This is a genomic window from Flavobacterium sp. CYK-55, assembly GCF_018413465.1.
In the GTDB taxonomy this organism is placed as follows: Bacteria; Bacteroidota; Bacteroidia; order Flavobacteriales; family Flavobacteriaceae; genus Flavobacterium.
The window spans coordinates 274,357-300,757 of the sequence record NZ_JAHCDK010000002.1; the positions used below are offsets into that span (position 1 = coordinate 274,357).

The following is a 26,401-nucleotide window of genomic DNA, read 5'->3' on the forward strand; positions in this document are numbered from 1 at the left end:
TTTTTAATGAGTAGCAATTGTTCTGATTTTACAGACGCGTGCAAATATAAGAATTTAACGATTGTTGCCTTTGCAATTTTGCTTTGTTTATCAACAAATACAAGCCTTATCAAACTAGCTTAAAGTATATTTTGCTTACTTTTGCGCAGTAATTTTAGGGCTATGTTTGGCATTTTTAATAAAAAGACTTTTCTCAGAGATTTAATTCCGGACGGACATGTAGATATTCACTGTCATGTTTTACCCGGAATTGATGATGGCGCTGCCACAACAGACGACTCGCTTTTTCTTACACAATCGCTCAGTAAATTTGGGTTTACGCACTGTGTTGCAACACCTCACATTATGGGAAGCACATGGGAAAACACACCTGAAAGCATATCATCGGCTTACCAAAAATTAAATACCGAAAAAGAAATTCCGCTCAACTTGAGGTATGCTGCCGAATATATGATTGACCCAAATTTCACCAAGCTATATCAAACTGAAAAATTATTAACCCTTAAAGACAATTATGTCTTGATTGAGATATCTTATTTGAATCCGCCGGTACAACTTTTTGATATTTTATTTGAACTTCAAGTAGCAGGTTACCAACCTGTTCTGGCGCATCCGGAGCGTTACATTTACTACCATAAAAAATTTGATCAGTACCAACGGATTAAAAATTCCGGTTGTTTAATGCAACTAAATTTACTCTCAACTGTTGGTTATTATGGTCCAGCGGTAGCAGATGCAGCTCAAAAATTACTAAAAGCAGGATTAATTGATTTTGTAGGCTCAGATGTTCATCACGAAAAACACATTCTGGCCTTTGATCAAAAAACTTTGGTAAAAGACACCAAGCCTCTTCAAGAAGCTATTGCTCGAAACCAATTTTTTAAACCCTAAACATTTTTCTTAAACCAACTCAAAAACCAAGGCTGTTTTGGTGTATCATCAGTATAACCATAGCCGTATGCATAACCATAGCCATACGCATATGCGTATGATTTTCGCCACTCGGTATCATTGAGTACGGCTGCCATATTAGGCAATTTCTTCTCGCGATAAATGTTTTCGATAATCTTCAACAAGCGCTTGTCTAAGAAGTTGGCGCGAATAACATACAAGAATATATCAGCATTCTTTGCCACCAATAAAGTATCGGTAACCAAACTTACAGGCGCTGTATCAACAATGATATAATCGTATTCTTTTTTGATCTGTTCAAACAAACTATCAATACGACCATTCATCAGCAAGTCAACCGGATTTGGCGGAATAACTCCTGAAGGCAAGATATAGAAATCATCAAACCCATCGAGTTTTACAATATAATCATGAATATCTTGATCTTTTTTAGACAGATAATTGGTTAATCCTTTTGAAGGAAGTTGTACGTAACGATCAATTTTTGGGTTGCGGATATCTAAACCAATCAACAAAACTTTTTTGCCGGAGAGTGCAATTGTACTGGCTAAGTTGATTGCAACGAATGTTTTTCCTTCTTTAGGTATGGTCGAAGTAACAAAGACCGTTTTAGCCTGACCCTCGGGAGTCTGACTAAACATAAACTCGAGATTGGTTCTGATGATGCGGACTGCTTCGGCAGAACTTGACTTACTATTGGTATTGATTACCTCATCATGGGTTTCAGATTTTGGAATGTCACCCAAAAATGGCGCTGTAATAATGGACTCAACATCTTGACGTGTTTTGACTTTATTATCAAAAAGTGACTTCAGATAAATAATCATAAACGGAATCAAAATACCTAAAGCAATGGCAAAAATATAAACCAAATTAGGCTTCGGAGTTACCGGTGCACCCGGGGAATAAGCGCTATCAACCAATTTTGAAATAGGAGCCGTAACAGCTAACGAAATGGCTGTTTCTTCGCGCTTTTGTAAAAGATACAAATAAAGAGATTCTTTTATTTTTTGTTGACGATCCAGTATTCTGAATTCGCGTTCTTGTGTTGGAACTCTTGAAATTCGGCTTTTGATGTATTTGTCTTGCTTTTCGAGGTCAGATTTTTTGATTCTTAACGAAGCCTTAATTCTACTGAGGCTTTCTGTAATATTTCCGTTAAGTTCTTCGATTTTTTCTTCGAGATTGTATACAACCGAGTTTTTTGATGTTCCATCTTTTACAATTCGATTGCGTTGCAAAACCAAATCATTGTATTGCACAATAAAATTACTGGCGTCTTTAGAATCAGTAGTTGAAATAATGTTGGTCGGCACCAAATCCCATTTGCCTTTTGATTTCATAAAATCAAGCATAGCATCAACCACTTTGATTTGGGTTTCGGTTTCAATGAGTTCTTTGCTAAAATCAACCGAATTATTCAAGTAAATTTCGGCTTGAGTGGCAATATCAGTAACATCATTGGCTTTTTTGAATCCTTCGGCGTCTTTCTCTACATCACCAAGTTCTGAGGTAATAATCTTGAGACGATCTTGAATAAAAGCTAAAGTGTTTTCTGAGGTAAATTTTTTGTCAGCAATAGCATCTTCGTTGTAAACCTCAATAAGTGTATTGAGAAAATCTTCGGCCTTTTCGCGCACAGGGTCATTAATTGATAATGAAACCACACTTGAATTCTTACTCAGTGAACTAACATTTAATCTTCCGCGAAAACTTTCAGTAACATTATCAATTGAATTTACATTAACATGAATTGAAAATCCAGAACTAAATGAAGCAAACGTCTTAGGGTTTTTGTTGACCACCAACTTTGAGTCTTCTAGATTGATGATTGCTCCATAAGCAAATTTACCCATAGAGTTTTGTGTACCTTCAAAAAGTTCAAAACTATTGGCGTCAATATTATTAATGGTAAAACCTTTTTTGTTTTTGTAAAAAGAATCGCTTAAATCATAAAAATTAAACTCAATGGGTTTGTTTCTATATAATTCAAGTGTTTTGACACGACCTTCAGATATGTAAGACACATTAAACCCGAGTTTTTTTACTGTTTTACCAATGATACGGCGCGATTTTATAATCTCAATTTCGTTGTCTACATTATTTTTCACACCGGTCATGATGCCTAAATCAGAAAACGCACTAAGCTCAGATTGAAGCCCGCCTTTCTTTTCATCACGCACAACAATAGTAGCTGTTGCATTATATACCGGAATAGCATAACGCAAATAAAGTGTTGCCAAAATAAGACATACAAAAACACCGAAAACAAACCATTTCCAATGTATAATGTAACGCTCAACTAAATCGTGAAAATCAAAACGTTCGTCTGAACGCTCATTTATGTTTGCAGGAGTTGATTCCATTAATATTTTATGACTTAAGAACAATAATCATCGAGAGAATCACCGTTAGTCCAGATAGCATTAAAGCTGTATTTTGACCAACTGAAGAGTTTTTGACTCTGGTTTTGTTTGGCTCAACAAATACAACATCATTCTGAGCCAAATAATAATTTTGTGAATCAAGCATTTCAGCCTGAGTCAAATCATAACGGCGATAAGTTTTTTTTCCGTCTTCTTCATGAATGACTAAAACGTTGTTGCGCTTTCCGTATATAGTCAAATCGCCCGCCAAACTCAACGCCTCAAGCAAAGTAATTCGCTCACTTTGAATACTGTATGTGCCCGGATGCACAACTTCACCTAATACCGAAATTTTATAATTGAGAATCCTCAAATTAATTGAGGGATTTTTGATGTATTCAGAAACCTTTTGTCTTATCAGTGCTATAGCTTCAGATCGATATAAACCTCCGAGTTTCACTTTGCCAATCACAGGATATTCAATAAAGCCATCGTTATCAACCAAATAGCTTTTTATAGCTGTTTGTTTATCATTCAAATCATAATTTCCTTGAATTTGCGGTAAATTAAACGGCATTGTGATTTCTGGGTTTTCTGCCGAAACAATAATATTGACTAAATCGTCTGGTTGTAATTTAACTTCGTATTTTTTGGCCGAATCATAAGCATCTTTTTGCTCAATGTTCTGCATGTAAACAATATCTTTTCGGGTAGCACAAGAAGACAATAAAAAAAATAGGCTAAGGATTGATAAAAGATATGTTTTAGATATACTCATAGAAAGATAATTACTCGTGCAAATATAGCATTTGATTTGTATATCAATGCGATTGCGAATGGTTAAATTTTAAATTTGATTAAGCGTCAAGAGTTTCAAATACAGAATTCATACTCTTGAATTCAGGAACAATTTTTTTCATTCTGCTCACAATTTCATCATTGCACAGCGTAGATATATTTTCAAGCAAATCAAGGATCTCTTCATGAACTTTTTGATAGTTCTCAGGCAACTCTTGGGCAATCATGATTTTCTCATTATGTGTTGCCATCGTTTTTGAGGCATCATTGAGCAATTCTTCGTAGAGTTTTTCGCCCGGACGCAATCCGATGATTTTGATGTCAATGTCTTTATATGGTATAAACCCTGCTAAACGAATCATCTTTTTAGCCAAATCAATAATCTTGACTTGTTTACCCATATCAAAAATAAAAATTTCACTACCGTGCCCCATAGCTCCGGCTTCAAGCACCAGTTGGCAAGCTTCAGGGATCGTCATAAAATATCTAATAATATCCGGATGCGTTATCGTCAGAGGCCCTCCTTCAGAAATCTGTTTGGCAAAAAGCGGTACAATTGAACCATTTGACCCCAAGACATTTCCGAAACGGGTGGTAATAAATTTTGTTTTTATCACTTTACCGTCATCATGATATTTGTGGTGCAAGGTCTGAACGTATTTTTCGGCTATACGCTTACTGGCGCCCATAACACTACTCGGATTTACGGCCTTATCAGTAGATACCATTACAAAGCGATCAACTTCATACTTAACCGATAAATCGGCTACATTTTTGGTTCCTAAAACATTGGTATAAATAGATTGTGAAGGATTTTCTTCCATCAGCGGTACATGCTTGTAGGCCGCAGCATGATAAACTACACTGGGTTTGAATCGTTCAAAAACCGCCTCCATGGCTGTTCTGTGACGAACATCCGCCAAAACTGTTCTAATCTGAACACTTTGATTGATCGCATTGATTTCTAACCTTAATGAATGAAGCGGAGTTTCGGCTTGATCAACTAAAATTACTTTATGCGGCTTGAAAGACAATACCTGACGAACAATCTCACTGCCAATCGATCCGGCAGCTCCGGTAATCATGACTGTCTTTCCGTTGAGTTGTTCTGAAATAGATTTTGTATCGAGTACAATGGGTTTACGTTCGAGCAAATCTTCAATTTCAAAACTTTTTACCTTGTTTGAAATCTGTTGTTGATCTTCCCAATCGGTAATCAGCGGAACAGTAAATACTTTGAAGTTAAACTCAAGGCATTCTTCAACTATTGCAATGGTCTCTTCTTTACTCAAACCTTTTTCGGCAATGATTAATGCATCGGCTTTGAGTGACCGAAGTATCACATAAATCTTCTTATTCTGATTTACAATCGGTAAATTCAACATGCTTTTCGAAGCAGAACTGAGGTTGAACTTATCAATAAAGCCCAACAACTTAAATCGACTTGGGTTTTCAGCTCGAAGCGCATTAGCCACCGAAAAAGCGTTGGCATCAGCGCCATATATGACTGCTTTGGTGAGCTTTTTTTGGCTGTCAAAATTCATGTACTTCTCAAAAATATATTTGATGAGAATTCTGAACAAAAACAATAACAAAAATGAAATTACATAGTTGATAAACAACCGTGTATTGATAAACAATTGCTCATGAGTAGCAACATACCAAGCAAAATTAAAAACCAGTAAAAAAAGATACGCAGTTGTGGTTGATACCAATAACTTGACACCATCAATAAAAGTAGAATGGCGAATAATACCGGAATATGTTCTGTATACCAAGAAAAATACAGAATTGACTAAAATAAACGAACCGTATTTAATTAGGATTTCATTGGCAGTGTACAACAATCCTGTAAGGCTGTACATGATTAAATACGTAATCAAACCCGCAATTCCAACAATAAAAACGTCAATAGCAAAAATAATCCAACGCGGAAGGTATCCGATGTTTCGGAATCTGTTGCCCAATATGCTGTTTTTTAATACGTCAAAAATTGAGTTTGACATTGCAGTAGATTATTTAAGCCGCGACTAAAATTAATGTTTTTATAACAATCTTAACCGTTCAAAACTTAATTATTTAAAAAAAATGTTAAATACCGAAGCTATTCTGTCTTGATCATGCTGCGTTAAATTTGAACCTGACGGCAAACACAACCCATTAACAAACAGATTTTCAGCAATTTGACTTCCGTAATAAGGCGCTTGTGCAAAAATGGGCTGCAGGTGCATTGGCTTCCAAAGCGGTCTGCTTTCAATATTTTCTGCTTCAAGGGCCAAGCGCAAATCTTCGCGATTCTTGCCACCGCATTTATCAGGATTCATTACAATTGACGTTAACCAATGATTTGAATGATAATCTGCCGAAGGCTCAGAAAAAACTTCGACTCCCTCAATATTTTTAAAATAATCTTGATACCACGCATGCATAGATCGTCTATAACCAATATGTATATCGAGCACTTCCATCTGTCCGCGACCAATTCCAGCACTAATGTTGCTCAAACGATAATTATATCCTATTTCTGAATGCTGATAATGTGGCGCCTGATCACGAGATTGGGTCGAGAAAAATATAGCGCGATCTTTAAGTTCTTTGTTTCTACAAACGAGTGCACCACCTCCGGAAGTAGTAATGATTTTATTTCCATTGAATGACAACACACCAAAATCTCCAAAAGTTCCACACTTCTTACCCTTGTATGTACTGCCCAATGCTTCGGCGCTGTCTTCTAAAAGCGGAATATCATAACGGTTTGCAATGGTTCGAATTTCATCAATTTTGAAGGGCATGCCATACAGGTGAACACCAATAATAGCTTTTGGTTTTTTTCCTTTAGAAATACGATCATTGATGGCTTCTTCTAAAGCTTTTGGACAAAGATTCCAAGTATCGGGTTCACTGTCAATAAAAACAGGTTTCGCGCCTTGATACAAAATCGGATTGGCCGATGCCGAAAACGTAAAACTTTGGCAAATAACTTCATCTCCGGCAGAAACTCCCAGTAAAATAAGCCCTAAATGTATTGCTGCTGTTCCTGAACTCAGAGCCGCAACATGACTGTTTTGACCAATGTAATTTTCTAAATCAGATTCAAAACCTGATACATTAGGCCCGAGCGGAGCTACCCAATTTGAATCAAAAGCTTCTTGAACGTAGTTAAGTTCTGTACCGCCCATGTGTGGCGATGACAACCAAATTTTAGAAAGTGTCATACAAAAAAATAATGTTTTCGTTAACAAATATAGCAGAACCTAAGCGGTTGCTTGCTATTTTATGAGGATTAATTAAATACCGTTTTGAAAATAATTTTCAAATCTGTCATAAAAGATTGATGCTCAAAATACTCTAAATTCATTTTGACTTTATCGGGAAATATCACAGTATCATTATATTTTTTGGGGTCAGATTGGGCTGATAACAATAGGTCTTCATTTTTATACTTGATAGATGCCTCACTGGTAATCCCGGGTTTGAGTTCTAATAACCGGCGATCGTTTTCATTAAGGCAATCATAATATCCCGAAACATCCGGACGCGGTCCAACCACAGACATATCGCCTTTGATTACATTGTAAAACTGTGGTAATTCATCGAGTTTATACTTTCTAAAAAACTGACTAAAAAATCCAATTTTTTGACTTTTTGGGTGCATTGTCTTGAGCTTGTATATCCAAAATAGTTTTCCGAATTGCCCCACACGTTGCTGTACAAAAAGTCCATTCGAACGCGTTTCTATACTAGCCAACAAATAACAAAGTAAAAGCAACCAACTCAATGCAATCAGCATCAGCAATGAAAAAGTGATATCAAAAGTTCGTTTCAAAGCGCTAATAATCGATGAAATGAGAAACAAAAAACAAGAAAACACCCAAGAGCGCTTCTTGCTTTAAGACCATCAACAATATCTGGATAAATTACATTTTTTTGTGCAACTGAGCCTCTTTCATCAAAATCGGCAACGAATCAACATCGCGCAAGAATATTAAATCTTTCTCAAACTCATACATCTGATAGTTAAAATCAAAATCAACATCGCCATCAAGCAATCGAATCGTGTCTTCGGCAAAATTGGCTCCACCCGCAGCAAAACACTGGGTAAAGGCCACATGTCGAACATTGATTTCTGTAATGTATGGTTTGCCATTCTCGTCCTCTTTAAAATCAACGGTAAAAAAACCGTGATGTGCCGCTCGGGTATGCGCTAAGAGAAAATCCATGGCGCGTTTGGCCTCAGCAACCAAAGCCGGTTCGTTGAGCAATCTTCCAAATGAAGTATTGCCCGTAATGCCCGACGGCGCGACTTTGGCCATAATATAATTAACGCGTTCAGCACAAGCCGTTCGCAAAAGTTTACCGTTGTAATATAACATTTTACAAGCGAGATTTCGGCCCGGCAAAAATTTACTCGCTAAAAACTGTTGTACATTTGGATTGATTTGTATCCAGTTCTTCAATGAATCTACATCATCTACTTTAAGCGAACCCAAACCACTGGTTCCACTGGTGCTCCGCACCCAAAAACCGCCTTTGAGTAACTCAAAAGCTCCGTTAAAATTGGCGTCATCACGATGAAAAGTCACCGAAGGCGGAACGATGTCTAAATCTTTTAAAAGCTCGGTCATTTTTGATTTGTCAACCAGCAATTCAGCCATCGAAATATCAGGAATTAAAGCTTTGCAAGGTAATACGTCCGATTCTTTGCGACGGCTCCATTCCATAACTTCTAGTTCGGGTAAAATTACCGCTATCTCTATCTGATTTTCGCGGATTATAGTTTCAATAGCATTCCAATAATCCGGGCTTGATGCAGGCGGAACTACATAGGTTTTATTGAACAATTCGTTTTGATACAATCCCATGGCCAGCGGATTGATATCAGTTCCGATGAGTTCAAATCGCTTGTAAAAAGAATATTTTTTTAAGCCAATGGCAAAACTTCTCGGAGTTGGGCCTCCTACGCCGGTAATAAGAACTTTCATATATAAAATGCTTGTTATTGTGAGATTTAATTGGTTCCGTCAAACGGCAGCATGGGTCTGTCTTGAGTTTGATTGACTCCTTCTGATATCAATACTTTTTTGACAGTCAAAAACAAAATTTTAAGGTCAAACCAAAGATTTACTTGATCAACATATTCTACATCTAATCTAAACTTTTCGGTCCATGAGATACTATTTCTTCCATTGACTTGCGCCCATCCGGTAATGCCCGGTCGAACTTCATGTCGACGCAATTGGGTTGAATTATATAACGGAATATATTTAAACAATAAAGGTCTTGGGCCTACCAAACTCATATCACCTTTGAGTACGTTGATTAATTGTGGAAGCTCATCCAATGACCATTTTCTAAAAAAAGCACCCGCTTTGGTAATTCGCTTATTATCAGGTAACAATTGTCCTGAATCATCGCGAGCATCAGTCATAGTTTTGAACTTTATAATTCGAAAGGGTTGTTGATCTAATCCTGGCCTTTCTTGATAAAAAAATGCTTTTCCGTCATTCTGGCGATACAACACAAACCAAACAACTGCGAGGATAGGTGCAAATACCAGCAGCAACAAAAATGCAGCTGCAAAATCAATCCATCTTTTAAAAACCAACTTATACATACCAATAAGGTTCAATTCGATGTTTCAATCCTTGCTTTTCAGGAAGTTGCCAAAGCAATTTACACCAATCGTGGTTGCCCTCTATAAATCCAGGGCCACGCTCAGTGATGACAATATCCCAACCAATTGATTTATTCTGAGGATGTTCCAGAGCTGCTTTTTTAACCATATCAAGAGTTTCTTTCCAAAACGGAACTTGAAAACCAATGATATCAACACCGGTTACCGGATGCTTGACCTGATCGGTTTTGGTAATATCACTATAAACGCCCGGACCATTGACCAAACCAGTTTCAGGATCAATCGGAGCAGCCAAATTACCCGCAGCCATATTATCAACAGGTGAATTTACTGAAATCCGCTGACGACATCCCAATAGAACAACCTTTTGATCTGTTGTAACTTGGGTAAAAATACGAACGGTATTTACCCCTGACGGAGATAATGCCTGCAAAATTGGATGCTGAACGATAAACTCTTCGGCCAAATCGAAATGATGGGCTTTCATATAAGCTACCATTCCATGAGTTTTGAACTTTTCGGTGTTACAAACCTCAACACCTGCTCCGCATTTGCCGTCAACTACTTTAAAAACTACTTTTCCTGAGGGAGCATCAATAAATTTATTTGTCAATTCAGGATTTTTTTCCAGCTCATCCAAGGTGGCAACTTGATGTACAAAAAAACGCTGATAATTTTTATAAAAAAGCGCTTTATCATCAAGAATTTGACGACTATTAGGCGGATTCATTCTGAGCTGAAACTCATACATATAGCCGGTTCCTGCCCATCGTTCACGTTCGTATTTATCTTTTTCAAAAAATCGAAACTGAAAATACTCAAGCAGTGAAATGTTGTATTTAAAAACTGAAAACAAAACATCCAACAAAATAGAAAACTTGGCTTTACCGGTAGTTTGGGCAGTATAATTTAAAAAGGCAAAAAACTTTTCTCTGTCAAGCTTTTTGAGATAATAACCCAGGTAAACAAATCTTTTAAGCTTTTTCATCGGCTGATTATTTTTCCTAAATCACTGGCAGAAATAAAAACAACATCTGGCCATTTTGTTGTAATGGCATGAAGTAATTTCTTGAGCTCGACCAAGCCTTTAGTTCGGTTATTTGGGTCAATGTGACCACAAAAATTTACTCTATGCGAACTAATAATGGCCGGGCGATTCCACCTAAAAGCTGCTTCAATTTGCTTCATGGTAAAAGCTGTCCAGTCAAGCCCGCGATCTTCTGTGGGTTCAAAAACCACATTGCGCACCATTACCTGCAAACCTTCAGAGGTTTTACGACTGGTGTAATTAAACTCACGTTTGTATTTTCCGAAACCTTGATGCTCTTGACGAACCAAATCAAGGTCAATATATTTTATACCGTTTTCAACCAAAGTTGGGTATAATGAATGATGAATATGGTATACCGGCGGCGTAAAATAATCACTTTTGTAACCATATACTTGTTCAAAACGAACCAGGCCGTCACGTAAGTTTTCTTTCATGGGCTCTAACTCAGAAGTGTCCCAAAAATCATAGGCCGCCATTGAAGAATGGGCCGGATATTCATCGTCTGAAATACTAGTATAACTGCGGTTTTGCAATGCTGTCAATACATGTACATCTCTTTTGGCCAATTTATCATTGAGCACATGCAAATTTAAGTGCTCACGACCGTGAAACTCCGGACGCATAAGGCCTGAACTAATTCCTTCTCGCCATAAATTCCATGCTCCAGTATATGCTTTGGGTTGTAGTTGCGCTAATTTCTGATAAGTCAAGTCTAGATTTTCATAAGCATATTCCGTATAACCATTCTTGCTCATGGCGTCAAAATCAATATTACAAGGCAAAGCAAACGGAGAAAAAACAGCAGGTTTGCCATCTTGCCCTTTTACGGATGATAAAACTTCGAACAACTGTTCTAAATCTTGAGTGGTTTCTAATGTATCTAAAGCATCAAAACGCGAATAAATTTTCATTCCTGCAGCATCCAATCGTGCTCTAGCTTCGGCTGAATCCAAGCGTACATTGCCGTAATCATCAACTGAAAAAACCACATATTTCTTTTTGGTTTTCCAGCCAATTATATTTTTGGCATTCAATATCAGATTGCTTTTAATTTGATGTATCATATCTGAGCTTCTATAAAATCTAAGGCTTTGCTGTATACTACTTGTGCATCGCCTAACTCTTGAGTGAGAGCGAGTGCTTTTTGTTTCATCGAATCGAGTAATTGACGATCACTACTACAAGCCAAAATGTTATTCGCTAATGCTCGTCCATCTCCGGGATTGTTGTGAAAACCCACTTGATGATTTAATATAATTGACTTCATCTCGCTTTCAAGTGAATTCATGATAGGCAATCCGCAAGCCAGCAAATCAAATAGTTTGTATGTTACTGACTGTGTAGCACCTTTGATGTGTTGTGTCAATCCGATATCAGCCAAATAATACTCTTGCATTAGTTTTTCTTTTGATAATCGCCCGAGGTATTCCAAATTCTGATGACTTTGTTCATAGGTTTCGACTATGTCTTTTTGTGGTCCGTCACCAGCTATAATAAAATGAATGTTAGGCTGTTCTTGCTCAAGTATTTCAGCGGCTTTTAAAATGGTTGGCAAATCATACGAAAAACCCAAACTACCTGCATAAATAACGGTAATTCGGTTTTGATTTTTGGTCACTTTTTCTGAGGCCTGTTGCAACTGGCGTTTCATTTCGGCAAACTGAACTGCCGGATAAAAAACGGCTGTAGCTGAAGGTTGCTTGCGATATGTTTGAGCAAAATCAATGTATTGCTTTGATATTGCCATGATGGCCGAACATTGATTAAAAACAAAATTTGCTTTTTGCTTTAAAGGTAAAATACCGCATTGAACAATAATTCGCTTTAAGCCTTTCATATGCTCTAAAAAACCATCTGGCCAAGGGTCAATGATATCAACTACTACGGGAATTCGTTTTTTTTGAGCCCAAAGAATAACCTCATGCGCTGTTGAAATTGGCGGATAAGCCACCACAATCACATCGGGTTTAGGTTGGGTATCAAACAAAGCTACCATTGATTTTCCAAGTTTATAATGCGATTTCATTCGCGCCAATGAAATATTTTGCTGATAAGCATCGGCAGGAACAAATTTAACCTCTAAATGCTCGTTGATTTGAACTTCTTTATGACGATCAAAACGTTGTTGTTTGACATTATGCCTGAAAGTCGATGACCAAAAGACCACTCGATGTCCTCGTTGATTAGCCTCACGAGCTAAACTGTTATAACGGGTATTGAGGTTGTCGTCAATAGGAGTGTTTTCAAAAATTGAAACGAGCCAAATATTCATGAAATAAGTTATTATTGAATGCCTTCGCGTTGCATCCAAGCTTGGTAAATTTCTTCAAAAGTGGTTTGCAATGATTTAGTGATATCCCAATTCGGATAGTGCTCTTTCATTTTGCGCAAATCGCTGTAGTAACAGATATGATCGCCAATTCGGTTGGTCTGGTCGTATTTGTACTTCATAGGCTTGCCGCTGATTTTAGAGATGATATCAAATGCTTCGAGAATCGAACAAGTATTGTCTTTTCCTCCACCCAAATTATAAACTTCAGCCACGCGCGGTGCTTTGATGAATTCTTCAATGAAACGCGCCACATCATAAGAGTGAATGTTGTCACGAACTTGTTTTCCTTTGTAGCCAAAAACAGTGTATTCTCTTTCTTCAAGATTGCATTTAACCAAATAGCTCAAAAATCCGTGCAGTTCAACACCGCTGTGACTTGGTCCGGTCAAACAGCCGCCGCGCAATACACAACTTGGCATATTGAAATAGCGTCCGTATTCTTGAACCGAAATATCAGCCGATACTTTTGAAGCTCCAAAAAGTGAATGTTTGCATTGATCAATTCTAAAATGCTCCGGAATACCGTGTGCATAAGCTGCATCGGCATAATCCCAGCGCGTTTCAAGCTCAACCATTTCAATTTCATTCGGAGCATCTCCGTAAACTTTATTGGTTGACATGTGCACAAATGGAATATCAGTTCTGTATCGACGCGTTGCCTCAAGTAAGTTGAAAGTTCCCACTGCATTGGTATCAAAATCATCAAACGGAATCGCGGCTGCTCTATCATGACTTGGTTGGGCAGCTGTATGTACAATGGCATCAGGTTGCACTTTCTGAATCAAATCAAGCACGCCTTGACGATCGCGAATGTCTACTTCATGGTGCACAAAATTCTTGATTTTTGATGCCAATCGGTTTTGGTTCCAACGCGTATCACCACTCGGGCCAAAAAAGACAGCTCGTTGATTGTTATCTACTCCGTGAATTTCCCATCCCAATTCGGCAAAATGCATACACACTTCTGAGCCGATTAATCCGGATGAACCGGTTACAAGTAGTTTTTTCATTTTTATTCTAGTAAAATAGTTAGGTCAAAATTTTCAATAAAGTTTGGGCCGCACGAGTCACGCGTTGCTCATAACTTTCATATATAGGTGTTGGAATTGCCGAGAAGTCACGGCCAACAAGTATTTCGCTGAGTTCTTCGTCGTTGTGTGGTGAAAAATAAGTGCCTTTTTCTTTGAGTTGCTCAACATTCACCGAAAGATTTGAACAAATTACCGGTTTCTGAAGCGAAATTGCATCTTCAATCACAGTACTCCAACCTTCAAACAAACTCGGTTGCAAAATGGCATCGGCATGACGCATAATTGACAGTTGTTTATCCCGTGGTAATACACCCAAAAAAGTTACTTGGTTGTGCAAGTTGTTTTGGTCCAGTATGCTTTTGAGTTCCGCAACATAAGGCGATTGCGTGTCTTCGGGAAGTTTTCCGGTAATAGCCAAATGAACGGTTTTGCCTTGCTTTTTGAGTCTTGCCAAAGCTTTCAAGGCAACCATATGATTTTTGTGTTTGTGAAACTGATTACTGATTACAAAATAATGTTCAGGTAAGTTGAATTGGCTGCAAACTTCTTCTTTGGAGTAGGTCGGAAATTTATCAACGATAGATACAAAGTGATATACGTGAAAGTTTACATGGCTCGGAATATCAAAAAAACGATAAAAATCACCTTTAACATCATGGCTTGAAACCACTAAATCTTGTGTATTCTTCAAAATGAATAAAACGCGTAAATGACGTTCGATTCGCTTAGCCAAACTAAAAAACTGCGGGTAATGTTTGTGCTGCAAATCAGCATACCACGAAATGAGTTTGCAATCTTTTTTGGATTTGACCGGATAATCGTGCAACGGAAAAATACTGTCTAATTGATATTGATCAATTAAATCATCAACAAAAAGATTTTTTTGTGTCAAGATTGATTTTAAAAAAGTGGTGTGTACCGTTGGATAAGGGCGAATAATTTTATGCAAATACGGATAATTGAGCTCATCAACAAACCGCTGCAAATCAGGCTTATAAAACAAATATATTTCAGGCTTGTCTTCGTCTGGCAAAAAATCAAGTGCTTTGATTAAGTTGACAATATAAATCACCCCACCCATCCATTTGGTAGAAAAGTGATATAAAATCCCGACACGTTTTCGTTTAACTTCCATTATTTCCAATTGTCAATTAAATCTTTGATACCTTCTTCAATGCTCCAATTTGGTGACCATCCGGTGCGCGTTTTGAGTTTATCGACATTGGCTAATAAATGCATACGTTCTACTTTTCGGGTACGTGCCGGATCAATCTCGACAGTGATTTTTTCGCCGAGTAATTCCTCAAAAGTAGCGACAATTTCAGTGACTGAGTATTCTATTCCTCGCCCTAAATTAAAGGTATCATAGCCTGTGTTTTCAAGGATTACCAATGCATAAACGGCATTAGCCATATCAAAGGTGTGAATAAAATCACGTTTTGGCGCTAAATTTCCGAGCGCAATAGTTCTGGCTCCGTTGCGCAATTGCTTTTCTATTTCAGGAATCAAATGCGGATTGGTTTCATTAGGGCCAAAGGCGTTAAAAAATCTGCAACAAATGGTGTCAATTCCTGTTGATAAATGAAACTCACTGCACAAACGCTCTCCGGTTAGTTTGGTTAATCCGTAAATATCTAAAGGTAAAAGCGTATGATTTTCGTCAACCGCGTGGTCTGAAATTGGGTATACGGCAGCAGTAGAGGCAAAAAATACCTTCTTGAGATTTTTAATCTTTCGGGCTGCATCAAGTATATTCATTGTCCCGCGGATGTTTATATCGGCCGACTCAAATGGGTTGGCATTGCAATACGGAATAAAGTGTATGGCTGCCAAATGAACAATTGCATCGGGCTGGACGCTATCAAATGTCTTATTTACAAAATCGGCATCTCGAATATCACCCTCAAAAAAATGTGCGTCATCCACCGAAATAAAAGCGCGACTTCCGAAACTCAAATTATCTAAAACGAAGACATCATGGCCTTCTTTTTGCATTTTCGGAACTATAGCCGAACCAATAAATCCTGCTCCTCCGGTAACTAATATTTTCATGTAGTATTTTGCTTTTTATTTTTTATCAATAATAACTTCTTGGTTTGATCGACTTTTGGTTTTATGGGCATATTCGCGAATGTCGCCAATAACTGTGGCTGGGTTTCCGGCAACAATACTATTTTCTGGAATGTTACCTCGTACTACTGAACCTGCACCAACTATAACGTTGTTGCCTATAGTTGTTCCGGGTAAAATGATTGAATTCATTCCGATAAAAACATTGTCGCCAACAACAATATCTCGAAAAATACCAATATCAGTTTTAGGTTTTTCATCAATGGCAATAAGTGCTGTAGTAAAGCTGTAATCGTGCGTTAAAAAATATACGTTCAGAGACACAACCACACGATCACCCAACGTTATTCGGTGAAAATCGTCAAAGTTGGCACTTTTGGCAATAAATCTCGGTTCGCCTTTTAAGTTCATCCCTACATGTCGCAACAATTGGTTGTAATAATGCATGTATTTTCGCGAATCAAAATACATCCACAAGCTGATCAAAAACTTGAGTACATAATAGATTAATTTATTGATTTTGCGTTTCATGAGGTGATGAAATTTAAAAACTGTTCTGCAACCACATCGGTTTTATACTTTTCCGAATCAATTAAAGATTGTTTTCTCATTTGCATACAAAGAGAATCATTTTTCATGAGTTCAGCCAATTTCTGGGCAAAGATTTCGGTATTTAACAACGGAATTAAAAATCCATTGGATCCATCACCAATGATATCTGATGGTCCGGCTACACAATCAAATGAAACACAAGTTACTCCATAAGATTGTGCCTCTATTAAAACATTCGGGAAACCCTCAGAAATTGAAGTAAAAGCAAAAATCTTAGCTTGTGCATAAAAGGCACCAATATCTTTTTGAGCGCCCCAAAGTTTTATATGTTGCTGATTTTTGAGCTGCTGATGTTGCTGTTCGAGTTTTTGGCGTTCTGGGCCATCGCCTACAATCCAAAGTTCCCAATCAGGTAGTGCAATTTGGTCAAAAATATCCAAAAGCAAATCAACTTTTTTGTTGGGAATCAAACGACCTACATACAGTACAATATTTTTCTTTTCAGTCATTTGATAATCATGGTCACGCCCTGGATTGGGTATTACTCGGATGTTTTTGTGGTTGAGTTCACGTTCAAAAAAAGCTTTGGAATAACTGGTTTGGGCAACAATTCCATGCGCTCTTCGGTAAACCAACTGACGCATTTTTTCATGAAAAAAGCCCCATTTTCTATCGGGCTGACTACGATCAGAGACATAGTATTTTGACGATGTAAAAAAAGAACTCAACAAAACAAATGAATTGTACATTTCGCCAAAACTCAAAACTGATTTAGGTTTTATCCTGCGAATAGTTTGAATCAAAAACCACAAAAGTTTGAGTGAATGATATAGGCGTAATCGTGGATTAAAAAAGAAATCGGGTTCAACCAAATCTACGCCTTCAGGTACCTGGTAAAAATTGTTTTGGCTTCTGGCCAACTTGATAATGGTTACTTGATGATCAGAATTTTTCTTGATGTATTGCGCAATTTCAATCATTACGCGTTCCATTCCGCCTACATTAAGTGAGGGAATCGCCAAACAAATTCGCTTATTCTCCATCTTTCAACATTAAATCAATCATCCAGCCGTACGGATCAAATGAACCCTCATACCAATTGAGATTTTCATCCCAATAACCTGTGCAAGGATCATAAACTTTATTGGCAAAACCGTAGCTTATTTCAACCAGCAACGGATTGTTTTGCTCATCAAAGATATAGTCGTATGCCACACATTGCGCATTGAGCTTTTGGGTATATTCAAAAGACATTTTAACACACCTTTCACCAAAAACACTGCGCTCATAGGCAAAAATTCCGCTGCCCGAAGCTCTGAAATCATTTTTACGCACCATCCGTTTTAATGCAAAAGCTTTATGGTCAATCACAATAATTCGGGTATCAGAGTCATTATTAGGAATAAAATCTTGAAACAAAATATAGTTGATTTCACGACCCATCACTTTTGAATATCGCGGCGGTATAAACAACCTGATGAAACCTTTGGCAATATCTTTAAGCTCTGCTTTACCGATGCCCCAACGACGAATCCGTTCTTTAAAACTTCCCCAGGCGTCATAGGCTTTAAAACCTGAGCCAAAAGCGGTTTTGATCATTCTTTGTGCTTCACCCAAACTGCGAACCAATTTGACATTCTGTGAACCGGCACCACCACGAAGCTTAAATACTTTCGGAAACTGCTGCTGTTTGGCCCACTGCAAAGCCGTTTGTTTTTCATAAAAAACCCAAGTCTGAACCGCCTCAAAACCCAATTGTTCAAACAAATATTTTTGCCCGACTTTATCGTCAAAATGCCAAGCAGTATTATAATTTGGAAATACTTTCACACCACATTGCTCAAGCGAAAACAAGAGCGATTTGGCCATGACAATATCTTTTGAATTTGACTGATGGTAATGCCACATCAGGGCTGAACAACCTTTGAGCTGTTCAATGATATCATTGGCATAGCAATCAACCAATTTATAGGCAATGCTGTTTTGCTGGCAATATTTTATCCAACGATAGTGAAATAAATCTTCGCTGGTATTTTTATGAATGGCTATCATGCGTCTAAATATTGTTGTGCCCACAATTCAAAACCCAACATGAGCCAAATGGCGTCGAGTTGTTCAGGTGTGGCTTTGATACTATTGCTAACCCATTGATTTAAAGCGGATGTTTCAAATAAACCTCGACGACTAATAGCTGGAGCAATTTGATTATTCCAACGATTTTGAAAACCCTCAGATGACATAAACGACCTAAGCGGAATTCCAAACCCCATTTTATCGCGATAGGCAAACGCTTCACCAAATTTATCGGCGCAAATTTCTTTTAAAACGGCTTTGGCTTCAAGTTTTTGGTTGTGTTTATCTACTACAATATGTGCAGGAATGTTTAATGATGTATGCACCATTTCATTATCTAAAAACGGTACGCGATTCTCAATAGAATGTGCCATCGACATTTTGTCTTGACGCATCAACAAATCGGGTAAATAGGTCAAAAGCTCGTATTTTCGTTGCCTAAGAATAGTGTCGCCGGTAAGTTTATCCAACATCTGAGTTCTTGAAGCAATAGCTTTTTTGAGTGAAAAATCTTTGCGTAAAGCTCGGGCATTCTTCGGACTTCCGTAGGCAGTTTCCATGACCAAGCGTTTGCTCTTTTGGCAATAGTAACTCAAAAACTCCCACAAATTGTCTTTGTTTCGTTTGAGTAATCCCAAAAATGATTTACTCAAATATGGCGATTGTGTAGCACGAACAAATCGGCTGTATCCCGCCAATGATTCATCGGCACCTTCACCACTGAGCAAAACCGTGACGTGTTTGCGAGCTTGTTCGCTGAGCAAAAAAATACCAATAGTGTTCGGATGATTGAGCGGCTGTTCAAAATGCCAAATTGCTTTTTCAAGAACATTAAAATAATAGTCTGCGTTCATTTCATACTGATGTGATTGCAGCGAAAGCGTTTGGGCAACTTGGTCAATATATGGCTTTTCGGTAAATTTTGGATCGCTAAAGGTGATGGATATGGTTTCAAGATTTCCTTCAGCCAATGACTTGGCGGCATAATAGCTCACCAAAGACGAATCAACACCTCCTGAGAGTTGACTGCCTAATTTTACATCGCTAATCATCTGTGAAGCCACACTTTTTTTGAGCGCATCTTCAAGACTTGCTTTAGCTTGATTTTGGGATATTGGCTGCAATCCTTCAGAATCAATCTGATAAAAAACATGGGTTTGTAATTGACCTTCATGAACGCTTAAATAGGTTCCGGGTGTGCAATTTCGAATGTCTTTAAAAAGGGTATTGTTGACTACGTTTCTGAACAATAAAAACTCATCAAGCCTTGAAAAATCAGCTTCAAATTTAAAATCGGGCAATGCTTTGAAACTCTTCATTTCAGAAGCAAAGGCCAATCTGCCTTTTTGCTCAAGCAAGTATAAAGGCTTAATACCAAAACGATCGCGCGCCAAAAACAAAGTATCAAGATTAAAATCGTAAATAGCCATAGCAAACATACCATTGAGTAACTCAATCATGCGTTCGATTCCGTATTCTAAATACAAATGCAAGACAATTTCAGTATCTGAAGTGCTTTTAAAAATGTGTCCTTTACTTTCGAGTTCAGGTTTAAAATCAAAAGCGTTATAAACCTCACCATTCATAATAAGAACCACTTTCCCGTCTGGGCTTTCCATGGGTTGATGCCCCATAGGCGATAAATCAAGAATGCTCAAACGATTAAAACCAAAAATCAAATCACATGGCTCATCAAAATCTTTATCGTTTTGAACATCACCCACAAAAGCTTTTTTTGCTAGAGTATTGATGCCAACTATACCTGAATCATCAGGACCTCTATGCTGCTGAATAGCAAGCATTTGCCTGATGTTTTTATTGGTTGATTCTAAGCGTGAATCAGTGTATAAATATCCTGTAAATCCGCACATACTATTCTATTGGATTGATGGAATGAATCAAAATATCTCGGTGTGCTTCGCAACGAACTAAGTTGGTCAGCAACATTTTTTTATCTTTTGAAATAATTGAAGGCAAAAAGCCTTTCTTGTATAAACTAGGTAAGTACTTTCCTTTGTAGGGCTGAATCCATGTATTCATAATCGGTTTCCAAGAAGCTACATATTTGTTGAATGCATGTTCAAGTTTTTCATCGTCTAAAATAATTTTATTGAGCTCTAGCAAATGATGCTTCATGCTCTGACTCTCAGATTCTGAGCACAAATAAACACCTGGCATCTGATTATTGTGGTTGGTAAAAGTCATTTCAAAACCAACTGACTGTCCTTTTTCAAATTTGAGACGAACCATCATGCCACGGTTCCAAGCTGAATCACACATTCCGTCCCAATCAAAACAAAAATTTCCCAAACTGTAAAAAATAGGAGCGTTTTGATAAACTTCATAACCCGAAACAATATGGGTGTGGTGTGCAATAACTGCAGAAGCTCCGGCCTCAACAAAAAATCGATACCAGTTTTTCATACGCGGACTCGGAAGATTGTAATGCTCGTGTCCGCCATGAGCTATTACCACTACAAAATCTGCTTGATTCTTGGCTTTTTGAATCTGACGAAAAACCGAAACCAAATCAATCGGATGACAACCGGGCTGATCTCCATGTGTTGTTGTCCACTCGTTTTCGGCTACATTAATAAAAGCCAAGTTTACTCCGTCTTTTGACCAATAATATGTTCTTGAGGCTTCGTCTAAATTGGCACCACTGCCCAAATAAGCAATCTCATGATGTAGTAATGCAGTATAGGTCTCTTGCATTCCAGAGGTACCGTAATCTTTAAAATGGTTGTTGGCAGTAGCCACAACAGCACAATTTAAATGCTTAAGTAAAACTGCCGTGTCCGGATGTGCCTTGATATGAGGCCCCGTTTTTTGAATAGCCGACCGACTTTGTGTGAGCGGACATTCTAAATCAAGTATATTTAAATCATTCTGCTGAAAAAAAGGCAAAACTTCTGAAAACATATAAGCCCAATCACCTTTTTGAAAGGTTTGTTCGACACGCTTCCACGGACAAAAATCACCGGTAAAACCAACCTGAATCATCTTATTGTGGTTTTGAAGTTGAAAACAAAGGTTTTAAAACAGTTTGATACCAATAGGCAGTTACTTTCTGACCGCCAAATTGGTTGAGATGATCGGCTGCCAACCAATCTTTATCTGCATCAAGAATGCTCTGACTTGTTTGAAAGTTGTTTAAGTTGTGCACAATACATTTTTGACCGTCGCTTAAAGTAACTTCGGAAACATACGGAAAATCATTTCTCCGGGCATTTGAACCCGGCAATTCAAGCAACAAAACTTTGATTTGATTTTGGGCACAAATCGAGACTATTTGAGCCAAATACGGATTTGTGTATAAAATGGGCTCTGCTTTTTGAGATTTGTAATCAGAATTATCCGCGATAATTTTTTTGGTTTTCCATTGACCTAAAACCATTTGCGCCTGACGATGATCGGCCGACATGAGAATCTTTAAAATGTCTACAGCCAACCATTGAAAGTTTAAAAGTGGAGGATTACTGATTATCTCTGTCAAACTCGGATGATAAAAGAATTCTATTTCGGGGTTTTTAAAAGGCTGATCATTGAGATATGATTTTCCGATAGCAGAAGACAAGCCAATAGCCACTATTTTGGGCTTTTTATTGTTTTTGAGATAAGCCTCTAACATCATTTTAGAGCTTGAAATATGATCACCGGCAATTGCCATATTATAATTACTGATGCCTTGTTTTTGCAGATATTCTGAATCTATACCGTCTAAGGCCATACTGTTGCCAAAAATAAGCAGATCAAAATTTTGATTTTTAAAAGAATGAACCTCATATACTTTTTTGAAACCCGGGCTCAAAACCATTAAAATTCCCAAATAGGCCACATTGACCAAAACGATAATCGCCAAAAACCAAATACACTTTTTAACAAACTGATTCATTGGGTTGCGCGTTTAAAATTGGAAATAAATAAAGTTGCTTTGTTTTCCGCCAAAAAGTAAAATCAAAACCATAACAAAGGTATAAATCATCCAACGTCGGGCGGGCTTTTGCATCATCGTTGGATTGAATTGCAAACCGAATTGCTTGTCGCGGTGCATCCATTCAACGAGCAGTAAAAAACCTATAAGCCCCAAGTGAATGACAAAATAAATCATATCATTTTTGCCTAAATAATCAGGCACTTGCAGCAAACTCTTTGAAAATATTTTACCGATGATATCAATTGCTTGCTCCATATTGGTTGCTCTGAAGAAAATCCAAGCGATAACCGTCATAAAAAAAGTAATCAAAATTTGGAAAAATTCTTTTATTGAAGGAAAAAAACTTTGGGTTGAGATAACCTCAAGATTATTTCTGTTTTTATTGAGTAATAATAGCGGAATAAAATAAATCGCATTAAGTAAGCCCCAAGCTAGAAAAGTCCAATTGGCACCATGCCAAAAACCGCTGACCAAAAATATCGCAAAAGTGTTGCGTACTTTCATGAGTGTTCCGCCTTGACTTCCGCCCAGCGGAAAATATAAATAATCTCTGAACCATGTTGAGAGCGAAATATGCCATCTTCGCCAAAATTCGGCAATATCTCTTGAAAAATATGGAAAGGCAAAATTGCGTAATAGTTCTATACCCAAAAGCCTTGAAGTACCTAAGGCAATGTCTGAATAACCCGAAAAATCACCATAAATTTGGAAGGTAAAAAATAAAGCTCCCAACAACAAACTGCTTCCGTTGTGCTCGCCACTGGCATTAAAAATTTCATTGGCGTAAGTGGCACAATTATCGGCAATAACTACCTTTTTAAATAAACCCCAGAGAATTTGACGCATACCATCAGCCGCCTTATCGTAGTTAAAACTACGTGGCTTTTTCACCTGTGGTAATAAATGTGTTGCGCGCTCAATAGGACCGGCCACCAGCAGCGGAAAATAGCTCACAAATACTGCGTATTCAACAAAATTCCTCTCGGCAGTAATGCGTTTTTTATACACATCAATAATGTACGAAAGCCCGTGAAAAGTATAGAATGAAATGCCAACCGGAAGGATGACTTTGAGCGTCCAAGGATGAATTTGCACTCCTGCATGTGTCAAGGCATTGGTGAGTTCCGTGACAAAAAAGTTGTAATATTTAAAAAAACCCAGAAAACCCAAATTGATCCCTATACTCAATATGAGCCAAAATTTGCTCTTTGATGGTGTGTTTGCTTGTTCAATTTTAAGTCCTGAAAAATAATCCAGAAAGGTTGAAAATGCCAATAAAAAAAGAAAACGCCAATCCCACCAAGCGTAAAAAACATAGCTAACCAGCAATAGCATGAGGTTCTGAGCCCTAAGATTTTTTTGAAAAACAAACCAATAAAGTATAAATACTAAAGGTAAAAACAGCGCAAATTCAAGTGAATTGAATAACATATAATTTCTTTTATTTTATAGTTATATCACAGAGTTCATCGGTTGAAATAAAACGGATATCGGGCCATTGCTTTAACATTTTTGAAAGCAAAATATCCAAGTCGTTCAGGCCGCGGGTTCTGTTATCAGTATTGATGAATCCGATAAAATTAATGCGATGTGCACAAATCACTGCCGGTTTGTTCCAATGAAATGCACTGGCAATTTGTGCCATACAGCTATTGACCCAATCTCGGTTGGGAGCCATTGACGGTTCAAACATACAGTTGCGCACATTGTACCGCATACCTAAAGAGTTCGTTTGCCCAAAGTAATGACGAACAGGATGATAACAATCAAACTTTCCGGTGGGAACTAATTGTGATCGCATACCTTGAATCCAACGAACACCATGGCTGGCGAGTGTAGATTCAATTTCTGTATCCCAGTTGTAGCAAGGGGCAATAAAAGATTTGCTCTCATATCCAAAGGTTTCTTTGAAAATTCGAAGGCCATCGGCTATAACTTCTTTTTGCTCGGGAATATCCGTTGGGCTGTCCCAATCATATGCTTCCATAAAACTGTAGTCATCTTGACCTGAGTAGGTAGCCTTTTGATTAAAACAGTACAAAGCCGCGGGATTGTTATTTTGCAAAACCCGAAGCCAACGCTTGTAATTGAGATGCTCGCGTCCGTGAAATTGAGGCTGAAAAACACCAGCTCGACTTCCTTGCAACCACAAATCTAAATTGCGGTTGTGCTCTGGATACTTTTTGAAAGTTTCAGTGAATTTCTCGTAGTGAAACTCTGTATAATTTGAGGCCTTAATTTTATCAAAATCCGGATTAGCCATAATTGCATTGGCTGTTAATTTAGCCAACTTACCGTCGGAACCCTTATGCTTTGACAATACCGCAAAAAGCATTTCTAAATCATCTTCTGATTCTAGCGCATCATATTGATAAACACTTTGACCTACACCAAATCCTTGCTTTTTGAAATCGGCAAAAACCTCGCTCGAAGGTGTTCTTATCGCTCCCCAATCATCTGATTCTATCAGCACTAACTTTTCATTTACCTTACAACCGGTTCGGTTAACTCCGGTAGCATTGAGGTAAGATTTAAGACTTTGCAGAATTTGCTGTTTTGATTTCAAAGCTATTTGATTAGATTAATGAGCGGAAATGGCAAATCAACAAAAAACACCAAAACAGGATTGGTTAATACTGTGGTAAAGGTGAGGGTTTCAAGCGAAACTCGCATCGAAATAAAAACAAAGAAGATCATCAATGGCGAGGCGATTTTGAACCATTTTCGGTAGTTGGCAAAATCGTATTGTGTCCAAAAATAAATAATCATCGCAAGGCCAAACATTTGTCCAATCATTTCAAATCGACTTCCCGAAGGCAACAACGACATGATATTACCAACAGCCATAATCAGCATTGAGAACCCATAGAGATTGATAAAAGTCGGCGATGATTCGGATTTTTTTTTGGGTGTAAAATAGATGACCGTAAACAAAATTGCGATAAACCATGTGAGTGCTTTGGTGTAGTAATCAATATACCAAACAGCCTGAGCATTGAATTCGGTAACGGTTTCAACATACTCATCACTGGTATAACGATTTACACGCGGAAGCAAAAACTCCGGTGCGGTACTTTCAATTTGGTTTCTGACAGCTTGAATATTGAGCGTAGATATAAAAAAACTTCCTAAAAAAACAAAATACAAAAATCGCCAAGAACTCTTGATCAAATAAAATAAAGCCAAAGCAATTAAAGGAACTACAAAAGAAAAATGCACCAAAATACTTGATGCTGCAATGAGAATTCCCTTTTTTTGATTATTAAACAAATGCAAAAATGCACCATAAAAAAAGATGTGCCCCGCGGTCCACATTCTGACTCCGTTAAGATTCCAAAAACCAATAACACAAGCAAAAGCTGCAATCATTATCCAGAATTCTTTCCCGGGCCATCTTACTCGCGCAAGATCAATCATCAGCCAAATGTTTCGGGAGTAAAAATAGCCGAAAACAAATCCAAACACAGCAAACAATAGGTTTCCACTATCAGTTACCATAGACATTAAGTAGGTCACCAATGGCTGATAAATATCAACCGTATCGCCGTCTTCAGAATAAAAACTGCTTATGAATGATTCCCAACTAATAGGCTGTTGATACAATTCTTGAAGTTTAGCTACATATCGCGTTGAGTCCATAAGCT

At 37.7% G+C, this 26,401-nt stretch carries 23 protein-coding genes; 1 reads left to right on the forward strand and 22 read right to left on the reverse strand.

Features of this window, described 5'->3' with window-relative positions; all coding sequences use genetic code 11:
- Window positions 1-162 precede the first annotated feature (162 nt).
- A complete protein-coding gene (locus KIH23_RS03820) occupies window positions 163-891 on the forward strand; it encodes a tyrosine-protein phosphatase (protein ID WP_213211343.1) in 729 nt (242 codons plus the stop codon).
- Here the strand turns inward: KIH23_RS03820 and KIH23_RS03825 are convergent.
- From KIH23_RS03825 to KIH23_RS03930, 22 genes are all read right to left on the reverse strand, one after another.
- On the reverse strand, window positions 888-3,278 hold the full coding sequence (locus KIH23_RS03825; protein ID WP_213211344.1) for a GumC family protein: 2,391 nt from the start codon (window positions 3,276-3,278) through the stop codon (window positions 888-890). The genes KIH23_RS03820 and KIH23_RS03825 overlap by 4 nt on opposite strands.
- A 7-nt stretch (window positions 3,279-3,285) precedes the next feature.
- Window positions 3,286-4,056 (reverse strand): polysaccharide biosynthesis/export family protein, encoded by a 771-nt coding sequence (locus KIH23_RS03830; RefSeq protein WP_213211345.1) that lies wholly within the window; start codon window positions 4,054-4,056, stop codon window positions 3,286-3,288.
- 79 nt (window positions 4,057-4,135) lie between these two features.
- Entirely contained in the window at window positions 4,136-6,082 is a 1,947-nt protein-coding gene (locus KIH23_RS03835) for a polysaccharide biosynthesis protein (RefSeq protein WP_213211346.1), read from the reverse strand.
- A 69-nt stretch (window positions 6,083-6,151) separates the two neighbouring features.
- Window positions 6,152-7,291 (reverse strand): DegT/DnrJ/EryC1/StrS family aminotransferase, encoded by a 1,140-nt coding sequence (locus KIH23_RS03840; RefSeq protein ID WP_213211347.1) that lies wholly within the window; start codon window positions 7,289-7,291, stop codon window positions 6,152-6,154.
- Window positions 7,292-7,359: 68 nt separating this feature from the next.
- Entirely contained in the window at window positions 7,360-7,902 is a 543-nt protein-coding gene (locus KIH23_RS03845) for a sugar transferase (protein ID WP_249684770.1), read from the reverse strand.
- Between the two features lie 91 nt (window positions 7,903-7,993).
- Entirely contained in the window at window positions 7,994-9,058 is a 1,065-nt protein-coding gene (locus KIH23_RS03850; protein ID WP_213211348.1) for a hypothetical protein, read from the reverse strand.
- A 26-nt stretch (window positions 9,059-9,084) separates the two neighbouring features.
- Window positions 9,085-9,690: a sugar transferase gene (locus KIH23_RS03855; protein WP_213211349.1), complete on the reverse strand. Its 606-nt coding sequence runs from the start codon at window positions 9,688-9,690 to the stop codon at window positions 9,085-9,087.
- A complete protein-coding gene (locus KIH23_RS03860; RefSeq protein WP_213211350.1) occupies window positions 9,683-10,699 on the reverse strand; it encodes a sugar-transfer associated ATP-grasp domain-containing protein in 1,017 nt (338 codons plus the stop codon). Before KIH23_RS03860 ends, KIH23_RS03855 begins: the two co-directional genes overlap by 8 nt.
- On the reverse strand, window positions 10,696-11,826 hold the full coding sequence (locus tag KIH23_RS03865; protein WP_213211351.1) for a hypothetical protein: 1,131 nt from the start codon (window positions 11,824-11,826) through the stop codon (window positions 10,696-10,698). The genes KIH23_RS03860 and KIH23_RS03865 overlap by 4 nt, the downstream gene beginning before the upstream one ends.
- Window positions 11,823-13,034: a glycosyltransferase family 4 protein gene (locus KIH23_RS03870; protein ID WP_213211352.1), complete on the reverse strand. Its 1,212-nt coding sequence runs from the start codon at window positions 13,032-13,034 to the stop codon at window positions 11,823-11,825. The genes KIH23_RS03865 and KIH23_RS03870 overlap by 4 nt, the downstream gene beginning before the upstream one ends.
- An 11-nt stretch (window positions 13,035-13,045) precedes the next feature.
- Entirely contained in the window at window positions 13,046-14,104 is a 1,059-nt protein-coding gene (locus tag KIH23_RS03875) for an NAD-dependent epimerase/dehydratase family protein (RefSeq protein ID WP_213211353.1), read from the reverse strand.
- 19 nt (window positions 14,105-14,123) lie between these two features.
- The gene (locus KIH23_RS03880; protein WP_213211354.1) at window positions 14,124-15,260 is read right to left on the reverse strand and encodes a glycosyltransferase family 4 protein; all 1,137 of its coding nucleotides are present in this window, start codon (window positions 15,258-15,260) and stop codon (window positions 14,124-14,126) included.
- The gene (locus tag KIH23_RS03885) at window positions 15,260-16,177 is read right to left on the reverse strand and encodes an NAD-dependent epimerase/dehydratase family protein (protein WP_213211355.1); all 918 of its coding nucleotides are present in this window, start codon (window positions 16,175-16,177) and stop codon (window positions 15,260-15,262) included. The genes KIH23_RS03880 and KIH23_RS03885 overlap by 1 nt, the downstream gene beginning before the upstream one ends.
- A 15-nt stretch (window positions 16,178-16,192) precedes the next feature.
- Window positions 16,193-16,726, reverse strand: a complete 534-nt coding sequence (locus KIH23_RS03890; protein WP_249684771.1) for an acyltransferase — start codon at window positions 16,724-16,726, stop codon at window positions 16,193-16,195.
- Complete coding sequence (locus KIH23_RS03895; protein WP_213211356.1) at window positions 16,723-17,790, reverse strand: glycosyltransferase; 1,068 nt, start codon at window positions 17,788-17,790, stop codon at window positions 16,723-16,725. Before KIH23_RS03895 ends, KIH23_RS03890 begins: the two co-directional genes overlap by 4 nt.
- Window positions 17,780-18,799: a hypothetical protein gene (locus KIH23_RS03900; RefSeq protein WP_213211357.1), complete on the reverse strand. Its 1,020-nt coding sequence runs from the start codon at window positions 18,797-18,799 to the stop codon at window positions 17,780-17,782. Before KIH23_RS03900 ends, KIH23_RS03895 begins: the two co-directional genes overlap by 11 nt.
- Window positions 18,796-20,691 (reverse strand): asparagine synthase (glutamine-hydrolyzing), encoded by a 1,896-nt coding sequence (gene asnB / locus KIH23_RS03905; RefSeq protein ID WP_213211358.1) that lies wholly within the window; start codon window positions 20,689-20,691, stop codon window positions 18,796-18,798. Before asnB ends, KIH23_RS03900 begins: the two co-directional genes overlap by 4 nt.
- 1 nt (window position 20,692) lies before the next feature.
- Window positions 20,693-21,823, reverse strand: coding sequence for a CapA family protein (locus KIH23_RS03910; RefSeq protein ID WP_213211359.1), 1,131 nt, complete (start codon window positions 21,821-21,823; stop codon window positions 20,693-20,695).
- 1 nt (window position 21,824) lies between these two features.
- Window positions 21,825-22,715, reverse strand: coding sequence for a hypothetical protein (locus KIH23_RS03915; RefSeq protein ID WP_213211360.1), 891 nt, complete (start codon window positions 22,713-22,715; stop codon window positions 21,825-21,827).
- 12 nt (window positions 22,716-22,727) lie between these two features.
- The gene (locus KIH23_RS03920) at window positions 22,728-24,188 is read right to left on the reverse strand and encodes an MBOAT family O-acyltransferase (protein ID WP_213211361.1); all 1,461 of its coding nucleotides are present in this window, start codon (window positions 24,186-24,188) and stop codon (window positions 22,728-22,730) included.
- Between the two features lie 10 nt (window positions 24,189-24,198).
- A complete protein-coding gene (locus KIH23_RS03925; RefSeq protein ID WP_213211362.1) occupies window positions 24,199-25,323 on the reverse strand; it encodes a hypothetical protein in 1,125 nt (374 codons plus the stop codon).
- Window positions 25,324-25,325: 2 nt separating this feature from the next.
- Complete coding sequence (locus KIH23_RS03930; protein WP_213211363.1) at window positions 25,326-26,396, reverse strand: EpsG family protein; 1,071 nt, start codon at window positions 26,394-26,396, stop codon at window positions 25,326-25,328.
- Between the last annotated feature and the right edge of the window lie 5 nt (window positions 26,397-26,401).